Annotated in this window: 27 protein-coding genes and 2 riboswitches; of the genes, 12 read left to right on the top strand and 15 right to left on the bottom strand. The window is 72.9% G+C overall.

Annotation, left to right across the window (positions count from 1 at the left end):
* The 8 genes from CF8_RS06405 to CF8_RS06370 all read right to left on the bottom strand — a co-directional run bounded on the left by CF8_RS06405 (position 1) and on the right by CF8_RS06370 (position 9,029).
* The gene (locus tag CF8_RS06405; protein ID WP_010832314.1) at positions 1–771 is read right to left on the bottom strand and encodes a CbtA family protein; all 771 of its coding nucleotides are present in this window, start codon (positions 769–771) and stop codon (positions 1–3) included.
* A gap of 113 nt (positions 772–884) precedes the next feature.
* A complete protein-coding gene (locus tag CF8_RS06400) occupies positions 885–1,103 on the bottom strand; it encodes a CbtB domain-containing protein (protein WP_036490415.1) in 219 nt (72 codons plus the stop codon).
* A 149-nt stretch (positions 1,104–1,252) separates the two neighbouring features.
* Entirely contained in the window at positions 1,253–2,194 is a 942-nt protein-coding gene (locus CF8_RS06395) for a cobalamin biosynthesis protein (protein WP_010832313.1), read from the bottom strand.
* Positions 2,191–2,952 carry an adenosylcobinamide-GDP ribazoletransferase gene (locus tag CF8_RS06390; protein WP_010832312.1) on the bottom strand — a complete coding sequence of 254 codons (762 nt, stop codon included), beginning with the start codon at positions 2,950–2,952 and terminating at the stop codon, positions 2,191–2,193. The genes CF8_RS06395 and CF8_RS06390 overlap by 4 nt, the downstream gene beginning before the upstream one ends.
* Entirely contained in the window at positions 2,952–4,007 is a 1,056-nt protein-coding gene (cobT, locus tag CF8_RS06385; protein ID WP_010832311.1) for a nicotinate-nucleotide--dimethylbenzimidazole phosphoribosyltransferase, read from the bottom strand. The genes CF8_RS06390 and cobT overlap by 1 nt, the downstream gene beginning before the upstream one ends.
* Positions 4,004–6,355: a cobyrinate a,c-diamide synthase gene (locus CF8_RS06380; protein WP_408635550.1), complete on the bottom strand. Its 2,352-nt coding sequence runs from the start codon at positions 6,353–6,355 to the stop codon at positions 4,004–4,006. Before CF8_RS06380 ends, cobT begins: the two co-directional genes overlap by 4 nt.
* An 8-nt stretch (positions 6,356–6,363) precedes the next feature.
* Positions 6,364–6,978, bottom strand: coding sequence for a cob(I)yrinic acid a,c-diamide adenosyltransferase (cobO, locus tag CF8_RS06375; RefSeq protein WP_010832309.1), 615 nt, complete (start codon positions 6,976–6,978; stop codon positions 6,364–6,366).
* Positions 6,978–9,029 (bottom strand): VWA domain-containing protein, encoded by a 2,052-nt coding sequence (locus CF8_RS06370; protein ID WP_010832308.1) that lies wholly within the window; start codon positions 9,027–9,029, stop codon positions 6,978–6,980. Before CF8_RS06370 ends, cobO begins: the two co-directional genes overlap by 1 nt.
* A 26-nt stretch (positions 9,030–9,055) precedes the next feature.
* Positions 9,056–9,231, bottom strand: a riboswitch (cobalamin riboswitch).
* Positions 9,232–9,278: 47 nt separating this feature from the next.
* Here CF8_RS06370 and CF8_RS06365 point away from each other — a divergent pair.
* Positions 9,279–10,457: a bifunctional cobalt-precorrin-7 (C(5))-methyltransferase/cobalt-precorrin-6B (C(15))-methyltransferase gene (locus CF8_RS06365; RefSeq protein ID WP_010832307.1), complete on the top strand. Its 1,179-nt coding sequence runs from the start codon at positions 9,279–9,281 to the stop codon at positions 10,455–10,457.
* Here CF8_RS06365 and CF8_RS06360 read toward each other — a convergent pair.
* Positions 10,454–11,041 (bottom strand): helix-turn-helix domain-containing protein, encoded by a 588-nt coding sequence (locus CF8_RS06360; protein ID WP_010832306.1) that lies wholly within the window; start codon positions 11,039–11,041, stop codon positions 10,454–10,456. The two genes, CF8_RS06365 and CF8_RS06360, sit on opposite strands and share 4 nt — an antisense overlap.
* An 8-nt stretch (positions 11,042–11,049) precedes the next feature.
* On the opposite strand from CF8_RS06360, the gene CF8_RS06355 reads away from it, so the two are divergent.
* Complete coding sequence (locus tag CF8_RS06355; RefSeq protein WP_332248908.1) at positions 11,050–11,760, top strand: class I SAM-dependent methyltransferase; 711 nt, start codon at positions 11,050–11,052, stop codon at positions 11,758–11,760.
* Between the two features lie 3 nt (positions 11,761–11,763).
* On the opposite strand, the gene bluB is transcribed toward CF8_RS06355, so the two are convergent.
* From bluB to CF8_RS06330, 5 genes are read right to left on the bottom strand one after another with little or no spacing between them, the layout of a single operon-like run.
* Positions 11,764–12,393, bottom strand: a complete 630-nt coding sequence (gene bluB, locus CF8_RS06350; protein ID WP_010832304.1) for a 5,6-dimethylbenzimidazole synthase — start codon at positions 12,391–12,393, stop codon at positions 11,764–11,766.
* On the bottom strand, positions 12,390–13,142 hold the full coding sequence (gene cobM, locus CF8_RS06345; protein ID WP_010832303.1) for a precorrin-4 C(11)-methyltransferase: 753 nt from the start codon (positions 13,140–13,142) through the stop codon (positions 12,390–12,392). The genes bluB and cobM overlap by 4 nt, the downstream gene beginning before the upstream one ends.
* Entirely contained in the window at positions 13,142–14,656 is a 1,515-nt protein-coding gene (gene cobJ, locus CF8_RS06340; protein ID WP_010832302.1) for a precorrin-3B C(17)-methyltransferase, read from the bottom strand. The genes cobM and cobJ overlap by 1 nt, the downstream gene beginning before the upstream one ends.
* On the bottom strand, positions 14,653–15,336 hold the full coding sequence (locus CF8_RS06335; protein ID WP_010832301.1) for a precorrin-8X methylmutase: 684 nt from the start codon (positions 15,334–15,336) through the stop codon (positions 14,653–14,655). Before CF8_RS06335 ends, cobJ begins: the two co-directional genes overlap by 4 nt.
* Positions 15,333–16,178: a nitrite reductase gene (locus CF8_RS06330; protein WP_198016958.1), complete on the bottom strand. Its 846-nt coding sequence runs from the start codon at positions 16,176–16,178 to the stop codon at positions 15,333–15,335. The genes CF8_RS06335 and CF8_RS06330 overlap by 4 nt, the downstream gene beginning before the upstream one ends.
* A 50-nt stretch (positions 16,179–16,228) precedes the next feature.
* Positions 16,229–16,431: riboswitch (cobalamin riboswitch) on the bottom strand.
* Between the two features lie 52 nt (positions 16,432–16,483).
* Here CF8_RS06330 and CF8_RS06325 point away from each other — a divergent pair.
* Positions 16,484–17,077 (top strand): dihydrofolate reductase family protein, encoded by a 594-nt coding sequence (locus tag CF8_RS06325; protein ID WP_010832299.1) that lies wholly within the window; start codon positions 16,484–16,486, stop codon positions 17,075–17,077.
* Here CF8_RS06325 and CF8_RS06320 read toward each other — a convergent pair.
* The gene (locus CF8_RS06320) at positions 17,070–18,689 is read right to left on the bottom strand and encodes an AMP-binding protein (protein ID WP_010832298.1); all 1,620 of its coding nucleotides are present in this window, start codon (positions 18,687–18,689) and stop codon (positions 17,070–17,072) included. The two genes, CF8_RS06325 and CF8_RS06320, sit on opposite strands and share 8 nt — an antisense overlap.
* An 85-nt stretch (positions 18,690–18,774) precedes the next feature.
* On the opposite strand from CF8_RS06320, the gene CF8_RS06315 reads away from it, so the two are divergent.
* From CF8_RS06315 to rpsN, 9 genes are all read left to right on the top strand, one after another.
* A complete protein-coding gene (locus tag CF8_RS06315) occupies positions 18,775–19,209 on the top strand; it encodes a Fur family transcriptional regulator (RefSeq protein WP_010832297.1) in 435 nt (144 codons plus the stop codon).
* Positions 19,210–19,287: 78 nt separating this feature from the next.
* Complete coding sequence (locus tag CF8_RS06310; protein ID WP_010832296.1) at positions 19,288–19,542, top strand: type B 50S ribosomal protein L31; 255 nt, start codon at positions 19,288–19,290, stop codon at positions 19,540–19,542.
* Positions 19,539–20,615, top strand: a complete 1,077-nt coding sequence (locus CF8_RS06305) for a CobW family GTP-binding protein (protein WP_010832295.1) — start codon at positions 19,539–19,541, stop codon at positions 20,613–20,615. Before CF8_RS06310 ends, CF8_RS06305 begins: the two co-directional genes overlap by 4 nt.
* Before the next feature lie 36 nt (positions 20,616–20,651).
* Positions 20,652–20,834, top strand: a complete 183-nt coding sequence (rpmF, locus tag CF8_RS06300; RefSeq protein WP_010832294.1) for a 50S ribosomal protein L32 — start codon at positions 20,652–20,654, stop codon at positions 20,832–20,834.
* Between the two features lie 50 nt (positions 20,835–20,884).
* Complete coding sequence (gene rpsR, locus CF8_RS06295; RefSeq protein WP_269634815.1) at positions 20,885–21,070, top strand: 30S ribosomal protein S18; 186 nt, start codon at positions 20,885–20,887, stop codon at positions 21,068–21,070.
* Between the two features lie 28 nt (positions 21,071–21,098).
* Positions 21,099–21,221 carry a type B 50S ribosomal protein L36 gene (gene ykgO / locus CF8_RS06290; protein WP_010832292.1) on the top strand — a complete coding sequence of 41 codons (123 nt, stop codon included), beginning with the start codon at positions 21,099–21,101 and terminating at the stop codon, positions 21,219–21,221.
* A 24-nt stretch (positions 21,222–21,245) separates the two neighbouring features.
* Entirely contained in the window at positions 21,246–21,482 is a 237-nt protein-coding gene (gene rpmB, locus CF8_RS06285) for a 50S ribosomal protein L28 (protein ID WP_010832291.1), read from the top strand.
* A complete protein-coding gene (gene rpmG, locus CF8_RS06280; protein WP_010832290.1) occupies positions 21,482–21,652 on the top strand; it encodes a 50S ribosomal protein L33 in 171 nt (56 codons plus the stop codon). Before rpmB ends, rpmG begins: the two co-directional genes overlap by 1 nt.
* Entirely contained in the window at positions 21,652–21,954 is a 303-nt protein-coding gene (rpsN, locus tag CF8_RS06275; RefSeq protein ID WP_010832289.1) for a 30S ribosomal protein S14, read from the top strand. Before rpmG ends, rpsN begins: the two co-directional genes overlap by 1 nt.
* The last annotated feature ends 40 nt before the right edge of the window (positions 21,955–21,994 follow it).

The raw sequence follows: 21,994 nt of genomic DNA, 5'->3' as shown, positions 1-21,994 counted from the left end.
CTAGAGGCTGGCGGCGAGCTCTCGCCGCTGGGCGACGGCGCTCTCCTGCGCGTAGAGCCGGATCACCAGCCCGGTCAGCGCCACCCCGAGGACGCCCCAGAGCGTCGCCAGCGTCAGCACCGACGACAGCCGGAAGGACCACAGGGTGTCGGCCGGGAAGTCGCCCAGCTCGTTGACGGGGGCGAACACCAGCGCGGCGACGACGACCACGACGAGGTAGGCGGCGGCACCGAGGACCACGCCGCCGAACGTCCCGATCCTGGAGCGCAACCGGCAGGCGGCGTACGTCGCCAGCGCCGCCGCGGCGACCGAGAGCAGCAGGAAGCCGAAGTAGAGAGCGGTCCGGTCCCCGATGGTGTCGCCACTGCCGACGGCGGGCGGGGTCGCGGGGTACTTCAGGAACGGCACCAGCGCGACCGACACGAAGCCGATCAGCGCGACGAGAGCCGTCGACTGCCCGGGCAGCAGCCGGCCGAGGCGACCGAGGGTTCCAGCGGCGACCAACGAGACCAGGCCGCCCAGGGCGACGCCGATCGCGAGCGAGCCGGTCAGCAGTCCCCAGGTCGACTGGTTGGTGCGGGAGACCTCGAAGACCTCGTCCTCGTCGTGTGAGTGGCTGTGCCCGTCGGAGGCGGTCGCTGCTCCCGCTTCCTCCAGCGCGATCGCCGACTCGACGTGGGGCTCGCCGACCACGTTGGCCACGAGGAAGGCGGCCAGGCCGGCGATCAGGCCGGCCAGCAGGCCGCGGACAAGAAATGCGCGTGCGTTCATTGAGTTTTCCGTTTCCAGGGGTCGCCGACAGACACCGGGGCGCGCGTCAGCGCGCGCTCGCCCGGGCGGCGAGAAGAGAGGAGAAGTGGTGCTACCGGGTGATCAGTGACTGATCAGTGGCAGGGGTAGCCCATGAGGTGCCGCGCGTCGTGGACCCACTCGTGGATCGCGGTGCCCGCGGGGATCGAGACGGCGCCCTGGTCGGCGCTGATGAAGAAGATGACCAGCGACCCGAGCAGTCCGAAGAAGAGCGCCCAGGGGGCCAGCTCCCGGAGCTCGACGGTGGGGAGAGCGGGGGCACCGGTGACCGGGGCCGCGACAGAATGCGACATGTGTCCTCCTCAGGGATGCGTGCGTCCCTGGTTGTTGGGGTTGGACGACCACGCGGGTCTGACTCCACCACCCGGCCCGAAGGCTGAGGCGATGTCACAGTAGCGCGACTGTGCCGGAATTCCACCGGCTTCCATGTGGTCGTTGACGCTCACCCTAGCGGACCGCGGACCCGCTTGGTCCACCCGCCACGGACCGAAATCGCGGCCGTCGTCAGGGCCGCGAGAAGGCCCACGCGCCGCGCCAGCACTGTGGATCGGGTGATGTCGTCGGGCCGCGCGTCGCGGCCGTCCCCCATCACCGCGCGGTGCTCGACCCGCTCGCCGTAGTAGGTGTTCGTGCCGCCCAGCCGGATGCCCAGGGCACCCGCGAACGCCGACTCGACGACGCCGCCGTTGGGGCTCGGGTGGTCGGCCGCGTCGCGGCGCCAGGTCTGCAGGGCGACCTTCGCTCGCCCGGGTGCGGCGACCATCACCAGCAGTCCCGACAGCCGCGAACCGGGCAGGTTGGCGACGTCATCGAGGCGAGCCGAGGCCCAGCCGAAGTTCTCGTAGCGGGCGTTGTGGTGGCCCACCATCGCGTCGAGGGTGTTGACCGCGCGGTAGCCGAGGAGACCCGGGACTCCGCACACCGCTCCCCACACCAGCGGGGCGACGACCGCGTCGGAGGTGTTCTCCGCGACCGACTCGACGACCGCCCGCGCGACCTGCGACTCGTCGAGCGCGGCCGTGTCGCGACCGACGAGGTGGGTGAGCCGCTGCCGCGCCGCGGGCAGGTCTGAGGCGACGAGATGGGTGTGTACGGCGAGCGCTTCGCGTTCCAGTGACCGCCCGCCGAGCACGGCCCACGTCGCGACGGCCGTGGTGAGGACACGAGCTGCCCGGGGACGCTCGGCGAGCAGGCCGAGCACGACAACCCCACCGACGAGGACGCCGGTGTGCACGGCTCCGCGCGCCCGCGAGTCGGCGTACAGGACGCGCTCGTGGGACGACGCCGTCGTGCCGAAGCCGGCGACGGGGTGGAAGCGCTGCGGGTCGCCTAAGGCCCGGTCGGCGGCCCAGCCGAGCAGCAGGCCGGCGGCGCGGGCCCTCATGAGAGCCCCACCAGGAGGGCGGCGAGGGCGAGCTCGATCGAAGCCCCGAAGACGTCACCGGTGACCCCGCCGAAGCGACGGGTGGTGCGGGCGATGACCGCGACCACGACCCCCAGCGCGAGGGCCGCCGCGAGCGCGCCACGCCACCACGGCAGGCCGGCCCAGGCGCCGGTCAGCGCGAGCAGGAGGCCGACGACGAGCCACACGAGGAGGACGACCGGACGCGGCACGGTCCGGGTGTAGGTCAGCCCCAGCCCGTCGGCACGAGCAGCCTGGACCCCGCGCGCGCAGCACACCACCAGCGCCGCACGCGACAGGCAGACGGCGACGCCGGCGAGGACGGCGCCGCGCCACGACAGGGAGAGCACCGAGGCCAGCGCAGCGACCTGGAGCCCGAGCACCAGCACCACCGCCACCACGCCGGCCGGGCCGGACGTGCCCGACTTCATCACCTCGAGCGACCGTGAGCGGTCGTAGGAAGCGGCCAGCCCGTCGACGGTGTCGGAGAGCCCGTCGAGGTGAAAGGCGCGGTTGCCGAGGACGACGGCGCCGACCGCGAGCAGCGCGGTGACGAGGGGCGGCAGCCCCAGCCACTGGCCGACCAGCACGACACCGACGACCACGAGTCCGAGGGGCAGGACCGCGAGCGGCGCGAGCAGCATCGCGGCCGCGGCCCGTCGGCGGTCGACGGCCGACGGCGGACGCACCGGGATCGCGGTCAGCGTCCCGACCGCGAGCCGCCACGCATCGATGAGCATCAGGGCATGAGCTCCGAGAGCAGCGCGACGTCGCGCAGCAGGGCGGCGGCGCTGCGCACGACCGGCACGGCGGCGACGGCGCCCGAGCCCTCGCCGAGGCGCAGCCCGAGGTCGAGGAGCGGCTCGAGCCCCATCTTCGCCAGCGCGAGCGACTGGGCCGGCTCGGTGGAGCGGTGGCCGGCGGCGTACCACCCCGCAGCGCCGGGCTCGATGCGATCGGCGGTGAGCGCGCAGGCGACGCTCATCAGGCCGTCGAGCAGCACCGGGCGACCCTCCTGGGCGGCAGCGAGCAGGAAGCCGGTGCTCGCAGCGAGGTCGGCGCTGCCGAGGGCGGCGAGGGTCTCGACCGGGTCGTCGGTGCGGGCGCCGGCCCGGGCCAGTGCGGCGTCGATCACCGCGGTCTTGTGCAGCAGGGCGGCGTCGTCGATGCCGGTGCCGCGACCCACGACCTCCGAGGCGGGCAGGCCGAGCCCGGCCGCGACCAGGGCCGCGGCGGGGGTGGTGTTGCCGATGCCCATGTCACCGCTGATCAGCAGCTGCGCGCCGGCGGCGATCTCCTCGCGCGCGACCGCCGCACCAGCGGCCAGGGCGGCCCGGGTCTCCTCGAGGGTCAGGGCGTCCTCGAGGTGGATGGCGCCGCTGCCGCGACGGACCTTGTGCGCGGTCAGGGCGTCGCGCACCTCCGGCGCGAGGTCCTCGAAGTCCTCGTCCACGCCGAGGTCGAGAACGCGGACGGCGACGCCGTGGGCGCCGGCCAGCGCGTTGACGCCCGCCTTGCCGTGCAGGAAGGTCCGCACCATCGCCCCGGTGATCGCCGGCGGGAACGCCGACACACCGTGGCCGGCGACGCCGTGGTCACCGGCGAAGATGACGAGCCGGACGTTGTCGACCGGCACCGGCGGCACCTGGCCCTGGCAGGCCGCGACCCACACGGCGAGGTCGCCGAGCCGGCCGAGTGCACCGGGCGGGGTGGCGAGCGCGGCCAGCCGCTTGGTGGCGTGGGTGCGGGCGATGCCGGAGGGGGCGGCGACGTAGGCCATGGCGGGGTCCTTCATGGGTCGAGGTGGTCGAGCGCGACGAGGAAGCGGTCGGTGAGGGGTTCGGGGCGCACGGCGATGCGCGCCCAGGTGGGGTCGAGTCCGGGGAACGTGTCGCATCGGCGTACGGCGATGCCGACATCGCGCAGGGACAGCCGGGCGCCTCCGAGGCGGGCCAGCACGAACGGGGCCGACGAGGGCACGTGCTCGATGCCGCGCTCGGTGAGTCCCGCGACGAGGTGGTCGCGCCACCGGCCCAGCGTCAGGGCACGGTCGGCCGACTCGGCGGCGGCGCGATCGTTGCTGCACGCGACGAGCGCGGCGACCGCCGGCCCGGCGACCGACCACGGGGTCTGGGCGCGGGCGAGGTCGCGGACGAACGCAGGGTCGCCGGTGAGGTAGCCGGCGCGGATGCCGGGGATCGACCAGTGCTTGGTGAGGCTGCGGATGACCACCACACCGTCGAGGCGCTCGCGCACCAGCGACTCGACCTCGCCGGGCACGGCGTCCATGAACGCCTCGTCGACGACGACGAGCCGGCCCGGCCTCCGGAGCGCCCGGATCAGCGACGCGGGATGCAGCACCCCGGTCGGGTTGGTCGGGTTGCCGATCACGACCAGGTCGGCCGCGTCCGGGACGGTCGACGGATCGAGGGTGGAGTCGGACCGGCAGAGCACGGTCTCGACCGTGTGGCCCGCCTGCTCCAGGGCGGCGTGCGGCTCGGTGAACTGCGGGTGCACCACGACCGGGTGCCGCCACGGCTGGCGGGCGATCAGGGTGAACGCCTCCGCGGCTCCCGCGGTGGGCAGCACCTCATCGGCGGGCCGCTCCACGAACCGCGCGAGGGCAGCCAGCGCCGGCGCCGCGTCGGGATAGGCGGTGTCACCGATGGCGGCGTGCAGGGCGTCGTCGAGCCACACCGGGCGCTCGCCCACGAAGACGTTGACGGCGAGGTCGAGCAGGCCGGGAGCCGCCTCGACGTCGCCGTGGTGGCGCAAGGGGTCGACCGGGTCGGGCTCGACCACGGGCGAGGAGACGTGCGGCACGGCTGCGTGCGCCGCGTCCGCGAACCGCTGCGCGAGCGCGGGGTGCCCGGCCCAGTGCACGTGCAGGTAGGACGCGTGCCAGGTGTCGGTCGCGAACCCGGTCGGGGCACCGTCGATCCCCCACGCGTCACCGTCCGAGGTGACCGACGTCTTGTGGAACTCGTGCCCCGTCACCTGCTCTCCCACCCGCGTCAGCAGCGAGTCGGTGAGCGCGGTCGCGGTCGGGTAGCGCAGCGTCAGGCGGCTGCCCATCGCGGCGTCGGTCGGCACGACGCCTGCCATCGCCACGCCGTCGAGGGTCGCGGCGAGGTAGAGCAGCCCCGCACACTCCGCGACCGTGGGGACGCCCGCCCGGACCGCGTCGCCCAGGTCGTCGAGCAGGCTCCGGTTGGCGGCCAGCTCGGCGGCGTACACCTCGGGGAAGCCGCCACCGAGGTAGATCGCCTGCGTGCCCGCAGGCAGGCGGCGGTCGCGCAGCGGGTCGAAGGCGACGACCTCGCACCCGGCCGCGCTTAGCAGCTCCTCGGTCTCGGGGTAGCGGAACGTGAAGGCGCGTCCGCCGGCGACGGCGACGACGGGACGACCGGCTCCCGCAGGGCTGATGTGGAGCGCCGGGTCCCAGGGCGTTGCGTCGAGGTCGGGCGCCGAGCGCGCGACGTCGAGGAGTGCGTCGAGGTCGAGGTGCTTGGCGACCTGCTCCCCCAGCCGCGCGACCATCGCGACCGATTCGTCGCGCTCGGCCGCGGGCACCAGCCCGAGGTGTCGCGACGGGGTGGCGAGGTCCTCGTCGCGCGGCAGCACGCCGAGCACGGGCAGCGAGAGGGCGCGCCGGATCTCCTCGATGTTGCGCTCGGAGCCCGCGTTGTTGAGGACGACGCCGGCGATCTCGATGGTCGGGTCGTACGTCGCCATACCCGCCGCGATCGCCGCGACCGTGCGCGACTGGCGGGCGATGTCGAGGACGAGCACGACCGGTGACTGCGTGAGGGCGGCGACGTGGGCCGTCGAGGCGAAGCCGTCGGTCCCGATCCGCCCGTCGTGCAGGCCCATCACGCCCTCGATCACCGCGACATCGGCACCCCGCGCGCCGTGCAGCAGCAGCGGCACGACCCGCTCCTCGCCGACGAGGTGCGGGTCGAGGTTGCGACCGGGACGACCGGAGGCGAGCGCGTGGTAGCCGGGATCGATGTAGTCGGGGCCGACCTTGTGCCCGCTGACGCTCTGCCCGGCGTTTCGAAGCGCCGCGAGGAGGCCCGTCGCGATGGTGGTCTTGCCCTGCCCGGTGCTGGGAGCGGCAATCACCAGCCTCGGCAGGGTCACGGGCAGGGTCACCACTCGATGCCCTTCTGTCCCTTCTGGCCGGCGTCCATCGGGTGCTTGACCTTGGTCATCTCGGTGACCAGGTCGGCGACCTCGACGAGCCTGGGGTCCGCGTTGCGGCCGGTGATGACGACGTGCTGGAAGCCCGGCCGGTCGCGGAGCGTCTCGACGACGTCGTCGACATCGACCCAGCCCCACTTCATCGGATAGGTGAACTCGTCGAGGATCAGCAGGTCGTGGGTCTCCTCGGCGAGGCGGCGCTTGATCTCCTGCCAGCCCTCGACGGCCGCGGCCGCGTGGTCGACGTCGTCGCCGTGCTTGCGGGTCCAGGACCAGCCCGAGCCCATCTTGTGCCACTCGACGGGACCGCCCTCGCCGGTCTCCTCGTGCAGGCTGCCCAGGCGCTCGAGCACGGTCTGCTCGCCGATGCGCCACTTGGCGGACTTCACGAACTGGAAGACGCCGACCTTCCAGCCCTGGTTCCAGCCGCGGATGCCGACCCCGAAAGCGGCAGTCGACTTCCCCTTCCCGTCGCCCGTGTGCACCATCACCAGCGGGCGGTTGCGGCGCTGCCGGGTGGTGAGCCCGTCGTCCGGTACGGCGATCGGCTGGCCCTTCGGCATCAGGCCACCCCTCTCTCGGTGTGCGTCCGGACGGTGCCGGCCAGCGACTCGGCGCTGACCTCGGCGACCGGGAGGTGCTCGGCGCCGAGCACGTCGGCCAGCCGGGCGGCGAGCCCGAGCCGCAGCGGGCCGGACTCGGAGTCGATGACGATCGTGGTGACACGCAGGCCGGCGAGGTGCTCCGCGGCCTGCAGGGAACGGGCCACGGCGTCGGGTCCGTCGGTGGCGCGACCGTCGGTCACCACCACCAGCAACGGCCGGAGCCGCGGGTCACGCAGCCGCTCGCGCCGCAGCACGGTCGCGGCCTCGAGGAGACCTGCGGCCAGCGGCGTACGCCCCCCGGCCGGAAGCTCGTCCAGGCGCTGCGCGGCGATCTCGACCGAGTGGGTCGGCGGCAGCGCGAGCTCGGCGTCCTGGGCGCGGAAGGTGATCAGCCCGACCTTGTCGCGGCGGCGGTAGGCGTCCATCAGCAGCGACAGCACGGCGGTCTTGACCTGGGTCATCCGCTTGCGCGCGGCCATCGAGCCGGAGGCGTCGACGCAGAAGAGGACGAGGTTGGCCTCGCGGCCCTCGCGGACGGCGACCCTCAAGTCTTCGGACCGGACGTCGACGCGACCGCTCGTGCGACCCCGCGCGGGTTGCTTGCCGGCTGCAGCCAGCAGTGTCTCGACCAGGTGCAGCGAACCGCTCGTGCCGGCCGTGGCGCCCACGCGCCGACCGGTGCGCGAGAGAGCACGGCTGCGGCGGCCGGCGGCGCCGTCACCGAGGCCCTGGACGGTGAAGAGCTTGGGGCGGTAGGCCGCCGCGGCACCGACCACCGACTCCGCGCTCGGACCTGAGTCTTGAGAAGACTCAGGTCCAAGGGGCGGCTCGCTGTCCCCCTCGGACGTCATGGGATCTGGCTGTTCGGACGACCCGTCCTCATGACGTCCCGGATCGTCGTCGGGCGAGCCGGGCGAGTCGGGGCCCTCCGGCGAGTCGGGCCCCTCCGGCCCCTCCGGCCCCTCCGGCGGCTCGGGCGGCAGCTCGTCGTCGCCGAGCAGCTGGTCGAGCAGGTCCTCGTCGAGGCCGGGGGCGTCGAACGGGTTGCGGCGACGGCGGTGCGGCAGCGACAGCAGCGCGGCCCGGCGGATGTCGGCGCGGGTGACCTCGTCGCGGCCCTCCCAGGCGGCGTGCGCGACGGCGGTGCGGGCGGTGACGATGTCGGCCCGCAGCCCGTCGACCTCGAAGGCGGCGCAGATCTCGGCGATCTTGAGCAGGGCGGCGTCCGTGAGCCGCACCTTGGGCAGGTGGTCGCGAGCGGACGAGATCCGCTCGGTCAGGGAGCGGTCGCGGTCGCGGTAGCGCTCGGTGAAGGCGGTCGCGTCGAGGTCGAAGGCCATCCGTCGCCGTACGACCTCGGCGCGCAGCGTGGGCTCGCGCGGCGCGGCGACCTCGACGGTCAGCCCGAAGCGGTCGAGGAGCTGCGGGCGGAGCTCGCCCTCCTCGGGGTTCATGGTGCCGATCAGCACGAAGCGGGCGGCGTGCTCGACCGAGACACCGTCACGCTCGATGGTGACCTGGCCCATCGCGGCAGCGTCGAGCAGCAGGTCGACGAGGTGGTCGTGGAGCAGGTTGACCTCGTCGACGTAGAGGATGCCGCGGTGGGCGCGGGCGAGGAGTCCGGGCTCGTACTCGACCTTGCCGTGCGACAGGGCCCGCTCGAGGTGCAGCGACCCGAGCACGCGGTCCTCGGTGGCACCCACCGGCAGCTCGACGAGGCGGACCGGGCGCGTGAGCACCGACGCGTCGGCGGCGAAGGGGCCGTCGGGCGAGGTCGCGGACGGGTTGGTCGGATCGATCGAGAAGCGGTCGTCGGCATAGACGTCGACCGGCGGCAGCACCGCCGCCAGCGCGCGGACGGTGGTCGACTTGGCCGTGCCCTTCTCGCCGCGCACCAGCACCCCACCGATCTCGGGCGCGATGGTGGTGAGGACGAGGGCGAGGCCCATGTCGTCGAGCGCGTCGGCCTCGCAACCGAGGACGGCAGAAAATGGGTAGTGCTGTGGCATGTGAGGCTCCCGCTCGCTTCGCCAAGAAAATGGTCGGACGCGAGGCCGGTCTTCGGACTTGTCAGGTCCCCTCGAGAGGGGCCTGATTCACCGCAGCGGGCCTGTGCCGGACTTTCACCGGCTTCCCAGATTCTCCCCTCCGACGCATGCTCAACGTTTCCGATGAGCCGGCCGTCAGGGCACCTCGTGCCTGCCGAGACGATAGCGTGCGGGCCCGTGGCCCCCTCCCCCCGTCCATCCCTGCCAGCCGTGACCGTCGTCGGGATCGGCGCCGACGGCTGGTCCGGGGTGCCTGCCCATCTCCGCGACCTGGTCCTGGCCGCGCCCGTCGTCGTCGGCGGCGCCCGCCACCTCGACCTGCTGCCGGACGTCCCCGGTCAGCAGCGCCTGGCCTGGCCGTCCCCACTGCGCGCCGGGCTCGCCGAGCTGGTCGCGGAGTCCCCCGGCCTCGTCGCCCTCGCCTCCGGTGACCCGCTCGTCTCCGGCATCGGCACGACCCTGATCGACGTGCTCGGCGCCGAGCACGTCGTCCTGCACCCCGCTGTCTCCTCGGTGGCGCTCGCCCGGGCCCGGCTCGGCTGGCCGGCCGAGTCGTGCGCCGTCGTCAGCCTCGTCGGTCGCGACCCCGCCCTGGTGCTGCGCGAGCTCGCCCCCGGACGGCGCGTCCTCGTGCTGTCGTCCGACGAGCACACGCCCGGCCAGGTCGCCGCCCTGCTGACCGACGTGGGGTACGGCGCCAGCACCCTGCACGTCCTCGGCGAGCTCGGCGCTCCGTCGGAGTCGCACGCGACCGGCGTGGCACAGGACTGGCGCGAGACGTCGCCGCGGCTGCACGTCCTCGCCCTCGAGCTGGTCGGTCCGCCCCGCTTCGGCTGGACAGCCGGGCTGCCCGACGACGCCTTCGAGCACGACGGCCAGCTGACCAAGCGCGACCTGCGCGCCTCCGCCCTGGCCCGGCTCGCGCCCGTCCCCGGCGAGCACCTCTGGGACGTCGGCGCCGGCGCCGGCTCGATCGGGATCGAGTGGATGCGCGCCCACCCGACCTGCACGACCACCGCGATCGAGGGCAACCCCGACCGAGCGGCCCGCATCGCGAGGAACGCCTCGCGCCTCGGCGTACCCGGCCTGTCCGTGGTGACCGGCCGCGCGCCCGACGCCCTCGCCGGCCTACGCCGGCCCGACGCGATCTTCATCGGCGGCGGCGCGACCGCTCCGGGTGTCCTCGACACCTGCCTGGCCGCACTGTCGCCCGGCGGCCGGCTCGTCGTCCACGGCGTGACGCTCGAGACCGAGCAACGCCTGGCCCAGGCCTACACCGAGCACGGCGGCGAGCTGACGCGCATCGGCGTCGAGACCGCCGCGCCCGTCGGCACCTTCACGGGCTGGACGCCTGCGCGCAGCGTCACCCAGTGGGCGTTCTCGGGCTAACCCTTCCCTCGCGGCGCGGCCCGGACGTGCGCACGCTCGCCCTGCTTGCCGACGAGGCTGAGGAACTCCACCGGCCCTGAGCTGGTGGCTCCGAACCAGTGCGGGGTGCGGGTGTCGAACTCGGCGGCCTCGCCCGGTCCGAGGATCAGGTCGTGCTCGCCGAGCACCAGGCGGAGCTGGCCGTTGAGGACGAACGCCCAGTCGTAGCCCTCGTGGGTGCGCAGCTCGGGCTCGGCGTCGTCGCGACCGGCGGGCAGCACGAACTTGTAGGCCTGGACGCCTCCGGGCCGGTTGGTCAGCGGCAGGATCGTCGCGCCGCCGCTGCCGGCGATCGGGCGCAGGTTCACCCGCGGGTCGCCCGTGGGCGGTGCGCCGACGAGCTCGTCCAGCGTGACGCCGTACGCGCGTGCCAGCGGCAGCAGCTGCTCCAGGGTGGGCCGACGAAGACCCGCCTCGAGCCGGGACAGAGTGCTGGTCGAGATGCCGGTCTCGTGAGCCACCTCACTGAGCGTGCTGTCGCGGCGCTGACGCAGCAGCTTCAGCCGCGGGCCCACGCCGTCGAGGGTGCGGTCCGTCTCATACATGTCTCGTAATTTGCCAGTTCAGCAACAACGTTTGCAAATCCGCCATCCGGCGGTCACTGTCGAAGAGACGAGCACACCTTGATCGAGGAGACCGCGTGACGCACACGTTCGACAACGAGTACTGGGACCAGATCTGGCAGGGCGATCGCGCCCAGGCCATGGCCACCAGCCAGCCCAACCCGCACTTGCTGACGGAGGTCGCTGACCTCACGCCCGGGACCGCCCTCGACGCCGGCTGCGGGGCCGGGGCCGAGGCGATCTGGCTCGCCTCGTGCGGCTGGCAGGTCACCGCGGCCGACATCGCCACCGATGCACTCGCACGCGCAGCCGAACGTGCCGACGCGAACGGCGTGCAGGTGGAGTGGGTCGAGGCAGACCTGTCCGTGTGGGAGCCGGAGGCGCCGTACGACCTGGTGACCACGCACTATGCGCACCCCTCGATCCCGCAGCTGGAGTTCTACGACCGGATCGCAACGTGGGTGGCGCCCGGCGGCACGCTGCTGATCGTCGGCCACCTCCACCACGGAGGCCACGGTCATGGTCACGGCCATGGTCACGGCCACGAGCCTCCCGCCGCCGCGTCGGCGACCGCAGCCACCATCACGGCGCGGCTGGACCCGGCCGCGTGGGAGGTCGTGACCGCTCAGGAGTCGCAGCGGACCGTGCCCGGCAGCGACAAGGTGCTGCACGACGTGGTCGTCCGGGCCACGCGCCGTTGAGGCCTACTCCCGAGCCGAGTAGCGCTCCGCGTGCACGACGCCCTCGAGCGGCGAGCGGTGCCGCCACCCGAACCGCTCGAGGTCCGGCACGTCCGGTAGCTCGGAGACGGCGCCGACGCACAGCCACGCGACCGGGCGGACGTGGGCCGGGAAGCCGACGAGGTCGCGGAGGAACTCCTCGCGGTAGAAGCTGACCCAGCCGACGCCTAGGCCCTCGGCGGTCGCGGCGAGCCAGAGGTTCTGGATGGCGCAGACGACGGAGTAGAGCCCCGCGTCGGCGATGGCGTGCCGGCCCAGCACGTTGGGCCCGCCGCGCGACGGGTCGTAGCCGACGACGATCCCCAGCCCGGACTCGACGATCCCCTCGACCTTGATCTTGTCGAAGGTCTCGGACCGCTCACCGTCCAGCGTTGCGGCGTACGTCGATCGCTCGGCGTCGACATGGGAGCGGAACGACGCCAGCGTCGATGCAGCGCGCACCAGCACGAAGTCCCACGGCTGGCTCATCCCGACGCTCGGCGCGCAGTGGGCCGCGGCCAGCACCCGCTGGAGCACCTCGGGCGCGACCGGCTCGCCGGTGAACTCCCGGCGGGTGTCGCGGCGGCGGTTGATGACGTCGTAGAGGTCGTTCACCGCTTGGAGCTCCGGTCACGCGTGGGGGCGTAGAGGTAGGACTCCCCGCCGTCGGCCGGCGCCAGCGCGCGACCGACGAGGATCACCGCCGCCATCCTCAGCCCGGCCTCCTCGACCAGGTCGGCGATGGTGGCGACCGTGCCGCGCAGCACCAGCTCGTCCGGCTGGCTCGCGCGGTGCACGACGGCGACCGGGCAGTCGGCGCCGTACTCCTCCTCGAGCTCCTCCATGAGTGAACGGGTGCGGGTGATCGCGAGGTGCAGGACCAGCGTGGCGCCGGTCGCGGCGAAGGCCGCGAGCGACTCCCCCGACGGCATCGCGGTCGAGCGCGCCTGCACCCGGGTGAGCACGACCGACTGCGCGACGAGCGGCACGGTCAGCTCGCGGCCGAGGAGCGCGGCGGCCGCGGCGTAGGCGGGCACGCCGGGCGTGACGTCCCACGGCACCCCGGCAGCGTCGAGGCGGCGGGTCTGCTCGGCGAGCGCTGAGTAGACCGACAGGTCGCCCGAGGCGAGCCGCACGACGTCCTTGCCCTCGTGGTGGGCCGAGACGAGGCGCTCGACGATCTCGTCGAGGTCGAGGTCCTGGGTGTCGACCAGGGTCGCCTCCGGGCTCACGTGGCCGAGCACCTCGGGATCGAGGTAGGACCCCGGGAACAGCACGACGTCGGCGGCCCCCAGCAGCCGGGTCGCGCGCACGGTCAGCAGGTCGGCGACCCCCGGGCCGGCCCCGACGAAGTGGACGGTCATCAGGCGTCCACGAAGCGCGGCGTCCAGACGCCGGCCGGACTGACCCGCGTCCCCGAGGCCCCGATGATCAGCAGGCACTTCATGTCGATGCTCGCCGGGTCGAGCTCGGCGAGCGTGGTCACCGTCAACGACTCCTCGGCCCGGCCGACGTCACGACCGACGACCACGACGGTGTCGGGCTTGCGGTGCTCGAGCAGCACCTCCTGGGCCGTCGCGACCTGGGAGGTGCGCGAGCGCGACGCGGGGTTGTAGATCGCCAGCACCAGGTCGGCCTCGGCGATCGCGCGCAACCGGCGCTCGACCACCGCCCACGGCTTGAGCCGGTCGGAGAGCGAGACGACCGCGAAGTCGCCGCCGATCGGGGCACCGGCCCGCGCCGCCACGGCCTGCACGGCGCTGAGTCCGGGCAGGACGCGGATCGACACATCGGCGTACGCCGCGTCGTCGGCCGCCTCGAAGACCGCAGCCGCCATCCCGAAGACCCCGGCGTCGCCGCCGGACACGACCGCGACCCGCTCCCCCGCGCGGGCGAGGTCGAGCGCGATGCGGGCGCGGTCGACCTCGACCGTGTTGCCCGACGCATGACGCGTCAAGCCAAGACGCTGAGGGACCCGCTCGACGTAGGGCCCGTAGCCGACGACGTGGTCGACCTCCGCGAGCGCCGCGGAGACCTCGGGCGTCAGCCAGCCGTCCGGGCCGGGCCCGAGGCCGACGACGAGGAGCTCGGCGGCGGGCTCGGGGGCCACCTCGACGGCCTCGTCGAGACCGTGCCGGAGGCGAACGCGGCTCGTGGCGTGAGCCGTGTCGCCGGGCACGACCACGAGCGAGAAGTAGGGGACGGACTCCGGATCGACGTCCGCGACGGGCAGCCATCGTTCCTCCGGCTGGGACGCCCGCTCGACGTACCACGCACCGTCGAGACGACCAGCCTGCTCGAGCGCCGAGCGCACCGCCGGGAAGGTGCGGCCGAGCTTCATGATGATGGCCGCGTCCGTGTCGGCCAGCCGACGCGCGAGCTCGGGCTCGGGCAGCGTCCCGGGCAGGACCGTGAGCACGTCGGACTGGCGCACCAGCGGCGTCGAGATCGTGGCGGTGGCCGCTGCGAAGGCAGGGACCCCCGGCACCACCTCGGTGTCGTAGACCTCGCCGAAGCGGTCGTGGAGGTACATGGACGAGCCGTAGAAGAGCGGGTCGCCCTCGGCGAGCAGGACCACGTCGCGGCCGGCGTCGAGGTGCCGCGCCAGTCGGACGGCGCAGGACTCGTAGAAGTCGGCCATCGCCCCGACGTAGCCGCCGGGGTGGTTGGTGGTCCCGGTCGTGACCGGGTAGCGGAGCTCCTCCTCGACAGCGCCGGCCGGGATGACGTCGGCAGCGATGCGGCGAGCGTGCGACTGCTTGCGGACACCTGCGTGGTAGGCCACGACGTCGGCGGCGGCGATGAGCCGGGCCGCCTTGATCGTCATCAGCTCCGGGTCACCCGGGCCGATCCCCACGACCGTGAACCTGCCTGTCATTCCTGCTCCTGGGCCAGTGCGTTGAGGGCGGACGAGGTCATCGCGGATCCACCGCGGCGGCCCAGGACGGTGACGAACGGGATGTCGATCCCGTGCTCCCCGCTGAGGTCGACCAGGGCCTGCTTGGACTCGGCGGCGCCGATGAAGCCGACCGGGCAGCCGACGATCGCGGCCGGTCGCGGACCTCCGTCGAGGACCATCTCGAGCAGGTGGAACAGCGCCGTCGGCGCGTTGCCGATCGCGACGACCGCGCCCTCGAGGTGCGGCTCCCACAGCGAGACGGCGGCGGCGGTGCGGGTCGTGCGCCACTCCCGCGCCAGGTCGGGCGTGCGCTCGTCGTTGAGGAAGCAGAGCACCTCGTTGTCGCGCGGCAGCCGCGCCCGGGTCACGCCGGTCGCGACCATCGTGGCGTCGCACAGCATCGGCGCCCCGGCCTCCAGCGCCGTCCGCGCGGCCGAGATCAGCCCGGGGTGGATGACCAGGTCGGCGGCGAGGTCGACCTGCCCGCTGCCGTGGATCATCCGGACGGCGAGCTTCTCCGCGTCGGCGGGCACGCCGCTGAGGTCCGACTCGCGGCGGATGGTCGCGAACGAGTCGACATAGATGTCCGGGCCGACGTCGACGTAGTCGTAGTGCCGCTGCGGCCGGCGCAGGCCGGGCAGCTGGGTCAGGTCGGTCATCGGGTCTCCTCGGGGATCAGGACGCCGCGCCACGGGGTGACCACGAGGGCGGCGGTGTGGGAAGTCAGGTCGTCGACGGCCGCGCGGTCGAGCCCGTCGCGGGTGACCTCGACGTGGCGTCCGCCCGGCACGTCGCCGAAGGGCAGAGCAGGCGCAGGCGCAGGCAGTCGTGGGTCGGGCGGGCCGGGGTCGAGCAGCGGTGTGTCCAGCTCCGTCACGTGCCAGGGCGCCGACGGTCCGTTGCCGCGGCGTACGGCGAACGCGTGGGCCAGCTCCGCGATCCGCGCCGCCGCCTCGGCCAGCGGGACGACCGGACCGAACCCGTCCCCGACCCGGAGCTGCGCCGACGAGGAGTCGAGCGTCACCAGGCCGAGGTCGCAGCCGCGCGTCAGCAGGTCGCCCCGGCCGTCGTCGAGCACGAACAGGAAGCGCCCGGGCAGGGCCGCGAGCTCGGGATCGGCGCACAGCCGCGCGTCGAGGTCCGCGGCCACGACCCGCAGGTCGGCACGCCCTTCGGCGAGCCCGGACTGCGGGGAGACCATGACGTTGCGGACCAGCTCGTGGCTGCGGGTGGGCAGCAGCCCGGTCGCCTCGATCGCGGCCAGCACCGCCGGGTCGAGGCCGCAGCCCGAGCTGGGCAGGGCGCGGACCTGGAGGTTGGCGCGCGAGGTGAGGTGCACCCGCCCGTCGCCGTACTCCCCCGCGACGCCGGCCAGCGCGCGCAGCGACTCCGCGGACACCCACCCGCCGATCAGGCGCAGGCGCACGAGCATCCCGTCGGATGCCGACCACGGGCGCAGCGCGCCCGGGCAGAGGTCGCCTCTGCTGCGTGTGCTGGACATGGGGGCCAATCTGGGTCCGGGCCCGTGCGCGGGGCCGTGTGACCTGGCGGCGATTGCCGCTAGGGCCAGCAGGTCTTCGGACTCGGGATCTTTCGGGTCGGGGCGCCTTCCCGGAATCGTGCTCCAGTGGCTGCCGCCTCGTCAGAGGCTGCGTGCTCCGCCCGTCACCCTCACCGCTGCGCGTCAGTCCCGGAGTCTCACCGGGTTCCCTGACTCCACGTGCTGGAGTACGACTGGCGCGACGAGGGTATCGCGGCCCGCGACCCCATCGACAGACCGCCCGCGACGCTGGATGATCGGGAGTCATGAGGAAGCTCATCGTCACCGTCCTGTCGACCCTCGACGGATATGCAGCAGGCGAGGGCGGCAACGTCTTCGTGATGCCGATCGACCTCGGCTTCGACCGCTACAACCTCGAGCGGATGCAGGCCGCCGAGACCATGGTCTTCGGCGCCACCTCGTTCCACGGTGCGCGCGGCTACTGGCCACCGCTCGCCGACGACGAGAGCGCCCCTGCGGTCGAGCGTGAGATCTCGCGGCTGCACAACACGCTGGACAAGATCGTCGTCTCCGACAGCACCGCACCGGCCGACACCGAGCCGTGGAGCGGGACCACCGAGGTCGTGGGTCGGGCCCACGCCGCAGACCGGCTCACCGAGCTCAGGTCCGGCGACGGCGGCGACATCGTCTGCTTCGGCAGCCTGACCGCCTGGAACGACCTGCTCGCCCAGGGCCTGGTCGACGAGCTGCACGTCATGGTCGGCCCCGGCGCGATCGGTGCCGGCCTGCCGACCTTCAACCAGCCCGTGTCGCAGCGGCTCTCGTTGCTCGACGCGCGGCGGCTGGACGACTCCGAGCTCGTCGCCCTGCAGTACGCCGTCGGCCCGACGATCAGCTGAGGCCGAGGCGCCGCGCGCTCTCCTCACGCATCTCGACCTTGCGGATCTTGCCGGTCACGGTCATCGGGAACTCGTCGGCGATGACGATGTAGCGCGGGATCTTGTAGTGGGCCAGCTTGCCCGTGGCGAACGCCTTGACCGCGGCCGCGTCGAGGGGCTCGGTGCCGGCGCGCATCCGCAGCCACGCGCACAGCTCCTCGCCGTACTTCTCGTCCGGGACCCCGATGACCTGCACGTCCTCGATGTCGGGGTGGGTGAAGAGGAACTCCTCGATCTCGCGGGGATAGATGTTCTCGCCTCCGCGGATCACCATGTCCTTGATCCGCCCGACGATCGCGCAGTAGCCGTCCTCGCGCATCACCGCGAGGTCGCCGGTGTGCATCCAGCCGTCCTCGTCGATCGCCTCGCGCGTCTTCTCCTCGTCGTCCCAGTAGCCGAGCATCACGGAGTAGCCGCGGGTGCAGAACTCACCGGTCTCGCCGCGCGGCAGGGTCTCGCCGGTCAGCGGGTCGACGACCTTGACCTCGACGTGCGGGTGCACCCGCCCGATCGTGGCTGTCCGGCGATCGAGGTCGTCGTCGCTGCGGGTCTGAGTGGACACCGGCGACGTCTCGGTCATGCCGTAGGCGATCGAGACCTCCGCCATGTTCATCTCGGAGATGCAGCGCTTCATGACCTCCACCGGGCACGGCGAGCCGGCCATGATCCCGGTCCGCAGCGTGGAGAGGTCGACGTCGGCGAAGCCGGGCGCGTTCTGCATCGCGATGAACATCGTCGGCACGCCGTAGACCCCGGTGCAGCGCTCGTCCTGGATCGCCTGCAGCGTCGTCACCGGGTCGAAGCCGGGCGCCGGGATGACCATCGTCGCGCCGTGGGTGGTGCAGCCGAGGTTTCCCATCACCATCCCGAAGCAGTGGTAGAACGGCACCGGGATGCAGAGCCGGTCCTGCTCGCTGAAGTTGATCAGCTCGGTGACGAAGAAGCCGTTGTTGAGGATGTTGCGGTGGCTCAGCGTCGCACCCTTGGGAAAGCCGGTCGTCCCGCTCGTGTACTGGATGTTGATGGCGTCGTCGGGCTCGAGTGAGTAGTCGAGCAGGTCCAGCAGCGTCACGCCCGGGTCCGAGACGTTGAAGTCGGTCCACTCGGGCGTGCCGATGAACAGCACCTGCTGCAACGCCGTCTCGGTCCTGACCTCCTCGACCATCGCGCGGTAGTCGCTGCCCTTGAACTCGGTGGCGGATACCAGCAGCTTGGCGCCCGACTGGTTGAGCACGAAGGCCAGCTCGTGGGTGCGGTAGGCCGGGTTGACGTTGACCAGGATCGCGCCGATCTTGGCCGTCGCGAACTGCGTCAGCGTCCACTCCGCGCAGTTGGGCGCCCAGATCGCCACCCGGTCGCCCTTGGTGATCCCGGAGCGGAGCAGCGCGATCGCGAGCACGTCCACGTCACGGTCCAGCTCGGCATAGGTCCAGCGCCTGCCCGTCGCGACCTCGACGAGCGCCTCCCTCTCGCCGTACGTCGCCACCGTCCGCTCGAAGTTCGCGCCGATCGTCTCCTCCAGCAGCGCTGGGGTGGTCTCGCCGGCTGTGATCGACGTCATGTCGGTGTCCATGCGCCGACCCTAGCGACGCCTCACAGGGCCAGAAAGAGGACCCGGGCAGCTGTACGGTGAGCAGACCCGACGTGAGTGAGGTTGCGTGGCCACCGACCCCGATCCCGGCGCTCCGGCCGCTCCGCGGGCGCGCGAGCGCTCGACCCGGCAGTTCGAGGCCGTGCGGGACGAGCTGGCGCGGGGCGACGACTTCCGCAGCGCGCAGGACATCCACGCCTCGCTCGGCGCACGCGGTACGGCGGTCGGGCTGGCCACGGTCTACCGGGCGCTGCAGACCCTCGCGGACTCGGGCGCGGCCGACTCCCTGCGCAGCCCTGCGGGTCAAGCGGTCTACCGCGTGTGCGGTCAGGTGCACCACCACCACCTCGTGTGTCGCTCCTGCGGCCGGACGGTCGAGGTCCAGGGACTCGCCGTCGAGCGCTGGGCCGAGAAGACAGCCGGAGCGAACGGCTTCAGCGACGTCGAGCACACCGTGGAGCTGACCGGCACCTGCACTCCCTGCCGCACCACCTCGAGCTGACCCTCGGTTCCGAGCTCGGGTGACGGCTGCATCGTCGTCGTGCCATACTGATAACGATTCTCATTTTCAGGAGGCGCCATGAAGCACGACATCCATCCCCCGTACGGCCCGGTGGCATTCCGGGACCGCTCCACCGGCTGGGTGACCGTCACCCGGTCCACGCTCGCGGGCAGGGAGCACCACCAGGTCGTCGAGATCGACGGCACCACCCTTCCCGTCGTCGACGTCGACATCTCCAGCGACAGCCACCCGTTCTGGACGGGCACAGCCCGCACCCTCGACAGCGAGGGCCGGGTGGAGAAGTTCCAGCGCCGCTACGGCAGGACCTCATGAGGACGCCGCTGGTCGTCGTCACCGGGGTGGACACGATGGCGATGGACAGCACCCTGATGAGCCTCGCGTGGGACCTGCCGCGAGCAGTGTCGGTGCGACACCACATCGACCCGCACTCGCAGGTCCTCACCCGGGTCGTCAGCGACGCGGACGGCATCGTGGAGAAGGAGCACATCCAGCTCGAGCACGCCTGCGTGAGCTGTGCCCTGCGCGAGGACATCCTGCCCACCCTCGAACGCCTCGCCCGCGACGACAGGTGGAGCGCCATCGTCTCCGGGCTCCCGACCGCCACCGAGGCCGGCCAGCTCGCGCACACCCTCGGCACCAACAGTCGGCTGGCACGGCACCTCAAGCTGAGCAGCGTGGTGGCGGCCGTGGGCGGCGGCGGCGTCGTGCGCGACCTGCTCAGCGACGACACGCTCGAGGAGCGGTGCGTGCACACCAACCCCGACGACGACCGCGGTGTCGGCGAGGTGGCCTGCGCCCAGATCGAGTTCGCCGACGTCGTCGTGCTCGACACCGATCCGGGTGCGGAGGCGACCGACCTGGTCCGGGCCATGGCACGGCCCGACGCCCCTCTGGTCACCGGAGCGGACCAGCTCGACGGAGCAGCCCTCACGGCGCAGCGCCACCAGAGCACCCTGGCCCACCAGTGGTGCGCCGCCGAGACCAACGTCTCCGCGCCTGCGCTCGGCAGCAGCCGTGCCTGGCGCCTGGACCTCTCCTCCTCGCGCCCCTTCCATCCGGAGCGGCTGCTGGACCGGATCGAGCTCCTCGGCACCGGCGCCCACCGCTCGCGCGGCTCGTTCTGGCTCCCCACCCGTCCCGGCGCGCTCCTGGAGTGGTCCGGCGCCGGCGGCCAGCTCAGCATCGGGAGCTACAGCGCGTGGGGTCGTCGTACGCCGCTGACCCGATTGATCTTCACCGGGCTCGGGCAGCCGCCCAGCACCCTCGGCCCGGCCTTCGAGGACATCTTGCTGACGCCGCAGGAGGCCCAGCTCGACCACCACAGCTGGAGCGTCCTCGAGGACGGCCTCGAGCCCTGGCTCGGCGACATCCGCGACGTCGCCTGACCCGCCTCTCCCCCCACTTCCCGACAGGAGCACCCCATGGCCGTACCCAAGCGAAAGACCTCGCGCAGCAACACCCGGCACCGCCGCGCCCAGTGGAAGGCGACCCCGCCCGACCTGGTCCCGATCACCGTCGAGGGCGAGACCCACCGGGTCCCGCGCTCCCTGGTCCGCGCCATCGAGCGCGGCTACGTCGACCCGGCGCCCCGAGGTGACCGGTGACGGCCCGCCGGCCGACGCCGGCGCGAAACCCCGGAGCTCGCAAGAAGCCCCTGCTCGCGCCCGGCGTCACGCACGTCGACCTCCAGGACGTCACGCTGCTGCGCACCTTCGTCTCCGACCGGGGCCGGATCCGCGCCCGCCGGGTCACCGGCCTCACCCCGCAGCAGCAGCGCGTCGTCGCCCGGGCCGTCAAGAACGCCCGCGAGGTGGCCCTCCTCCCCTCCACCAGCCGCTGACGCGGCACCGACCCCGAAGGAACGCATCGTGAAGGTCCGCAACTCCATCCGCTCGGTCAAGGACCAGCCCGGATCCCAGGTCGTGCGTCGCCGCGGCCGCACCTACGTCATCAACAAGCGCAACCCCCGGCTCAAGACCCGCCAGGGCTGAGCCGACCGACCAGAGAGGACGCCCATGTCACGCACCTGCCAGGTCACCGGAGCCCAGCCCGGCTTCGGCCACCACGTCTCCCACTCCCACCGCCGCACCAAGCGGCGCTTCGACGTCAACGTCCAGTCCAAGCGCTACTGGGTGCCCAGCCTCAGCCGGCACGTCAGCATCACCGTCAGCGCCCGAGGCATCAAGACCATCGACCAGCGCGGCATCGAGGCGGTCGTCGCCGAGATCCTCGCCCGCGGGGTGAGGGTCTGATGGCCAAGCGCGGCAACGACCTGCGCCCGATCGTGAAGCTCCGCTCCACCGCCGGCACCGGTCACACCTACGTCACCCGCAAGAACCGTCGCAACACCCCCGACCGCATGGTGCTGCGCAAGTACGACCCGCGCGTCCGCCAGCACGTCGACTTCCGAGAGGAACGCTGATGGCCAAGAAGTCGAAGGTCGTCGCCAACGAGCGACGCCGGCGCATCGTCCTGCAGTACGCCGACCGGCGGGCCTCCCTCAAGGAGGCCGTCCGCACCGCGGCGACCCCGGAGGCGCGCGCCGCCGCCGTCCGCGCCCTGGGGCGACTGCCTCGCGACGCCAGTCCCGTGCGGGTCCGCAACCGCGACCAGGTCGACGGGCGCCCCCGCGGCTACGTCGGCAAGGTCGGCTTGTCGCGGATCAACCTGCGCACGCTCGCCCACCGCGGCGAGCTCCCGGGGATCACCACGTCGTCGTGGTGACGGGGTAGCTACCTCTCCAGTCATTGCAGTACGCCCGTAA

The sequence above is a fragment of the Nocardioides sp. CF8 genome, from assembly GCF_000389985.1.
GTDB classification, from domain to species: domain Bacteria; phylum Actinomycetota; class Actinomycetes; order Propionibacteriales; family Nocardioidaceae; genus Nocardioides; species Nocardioides allogilvus.
This window is presented reverse-complemented; position numbering and strand designations above follow the sequence as displayed.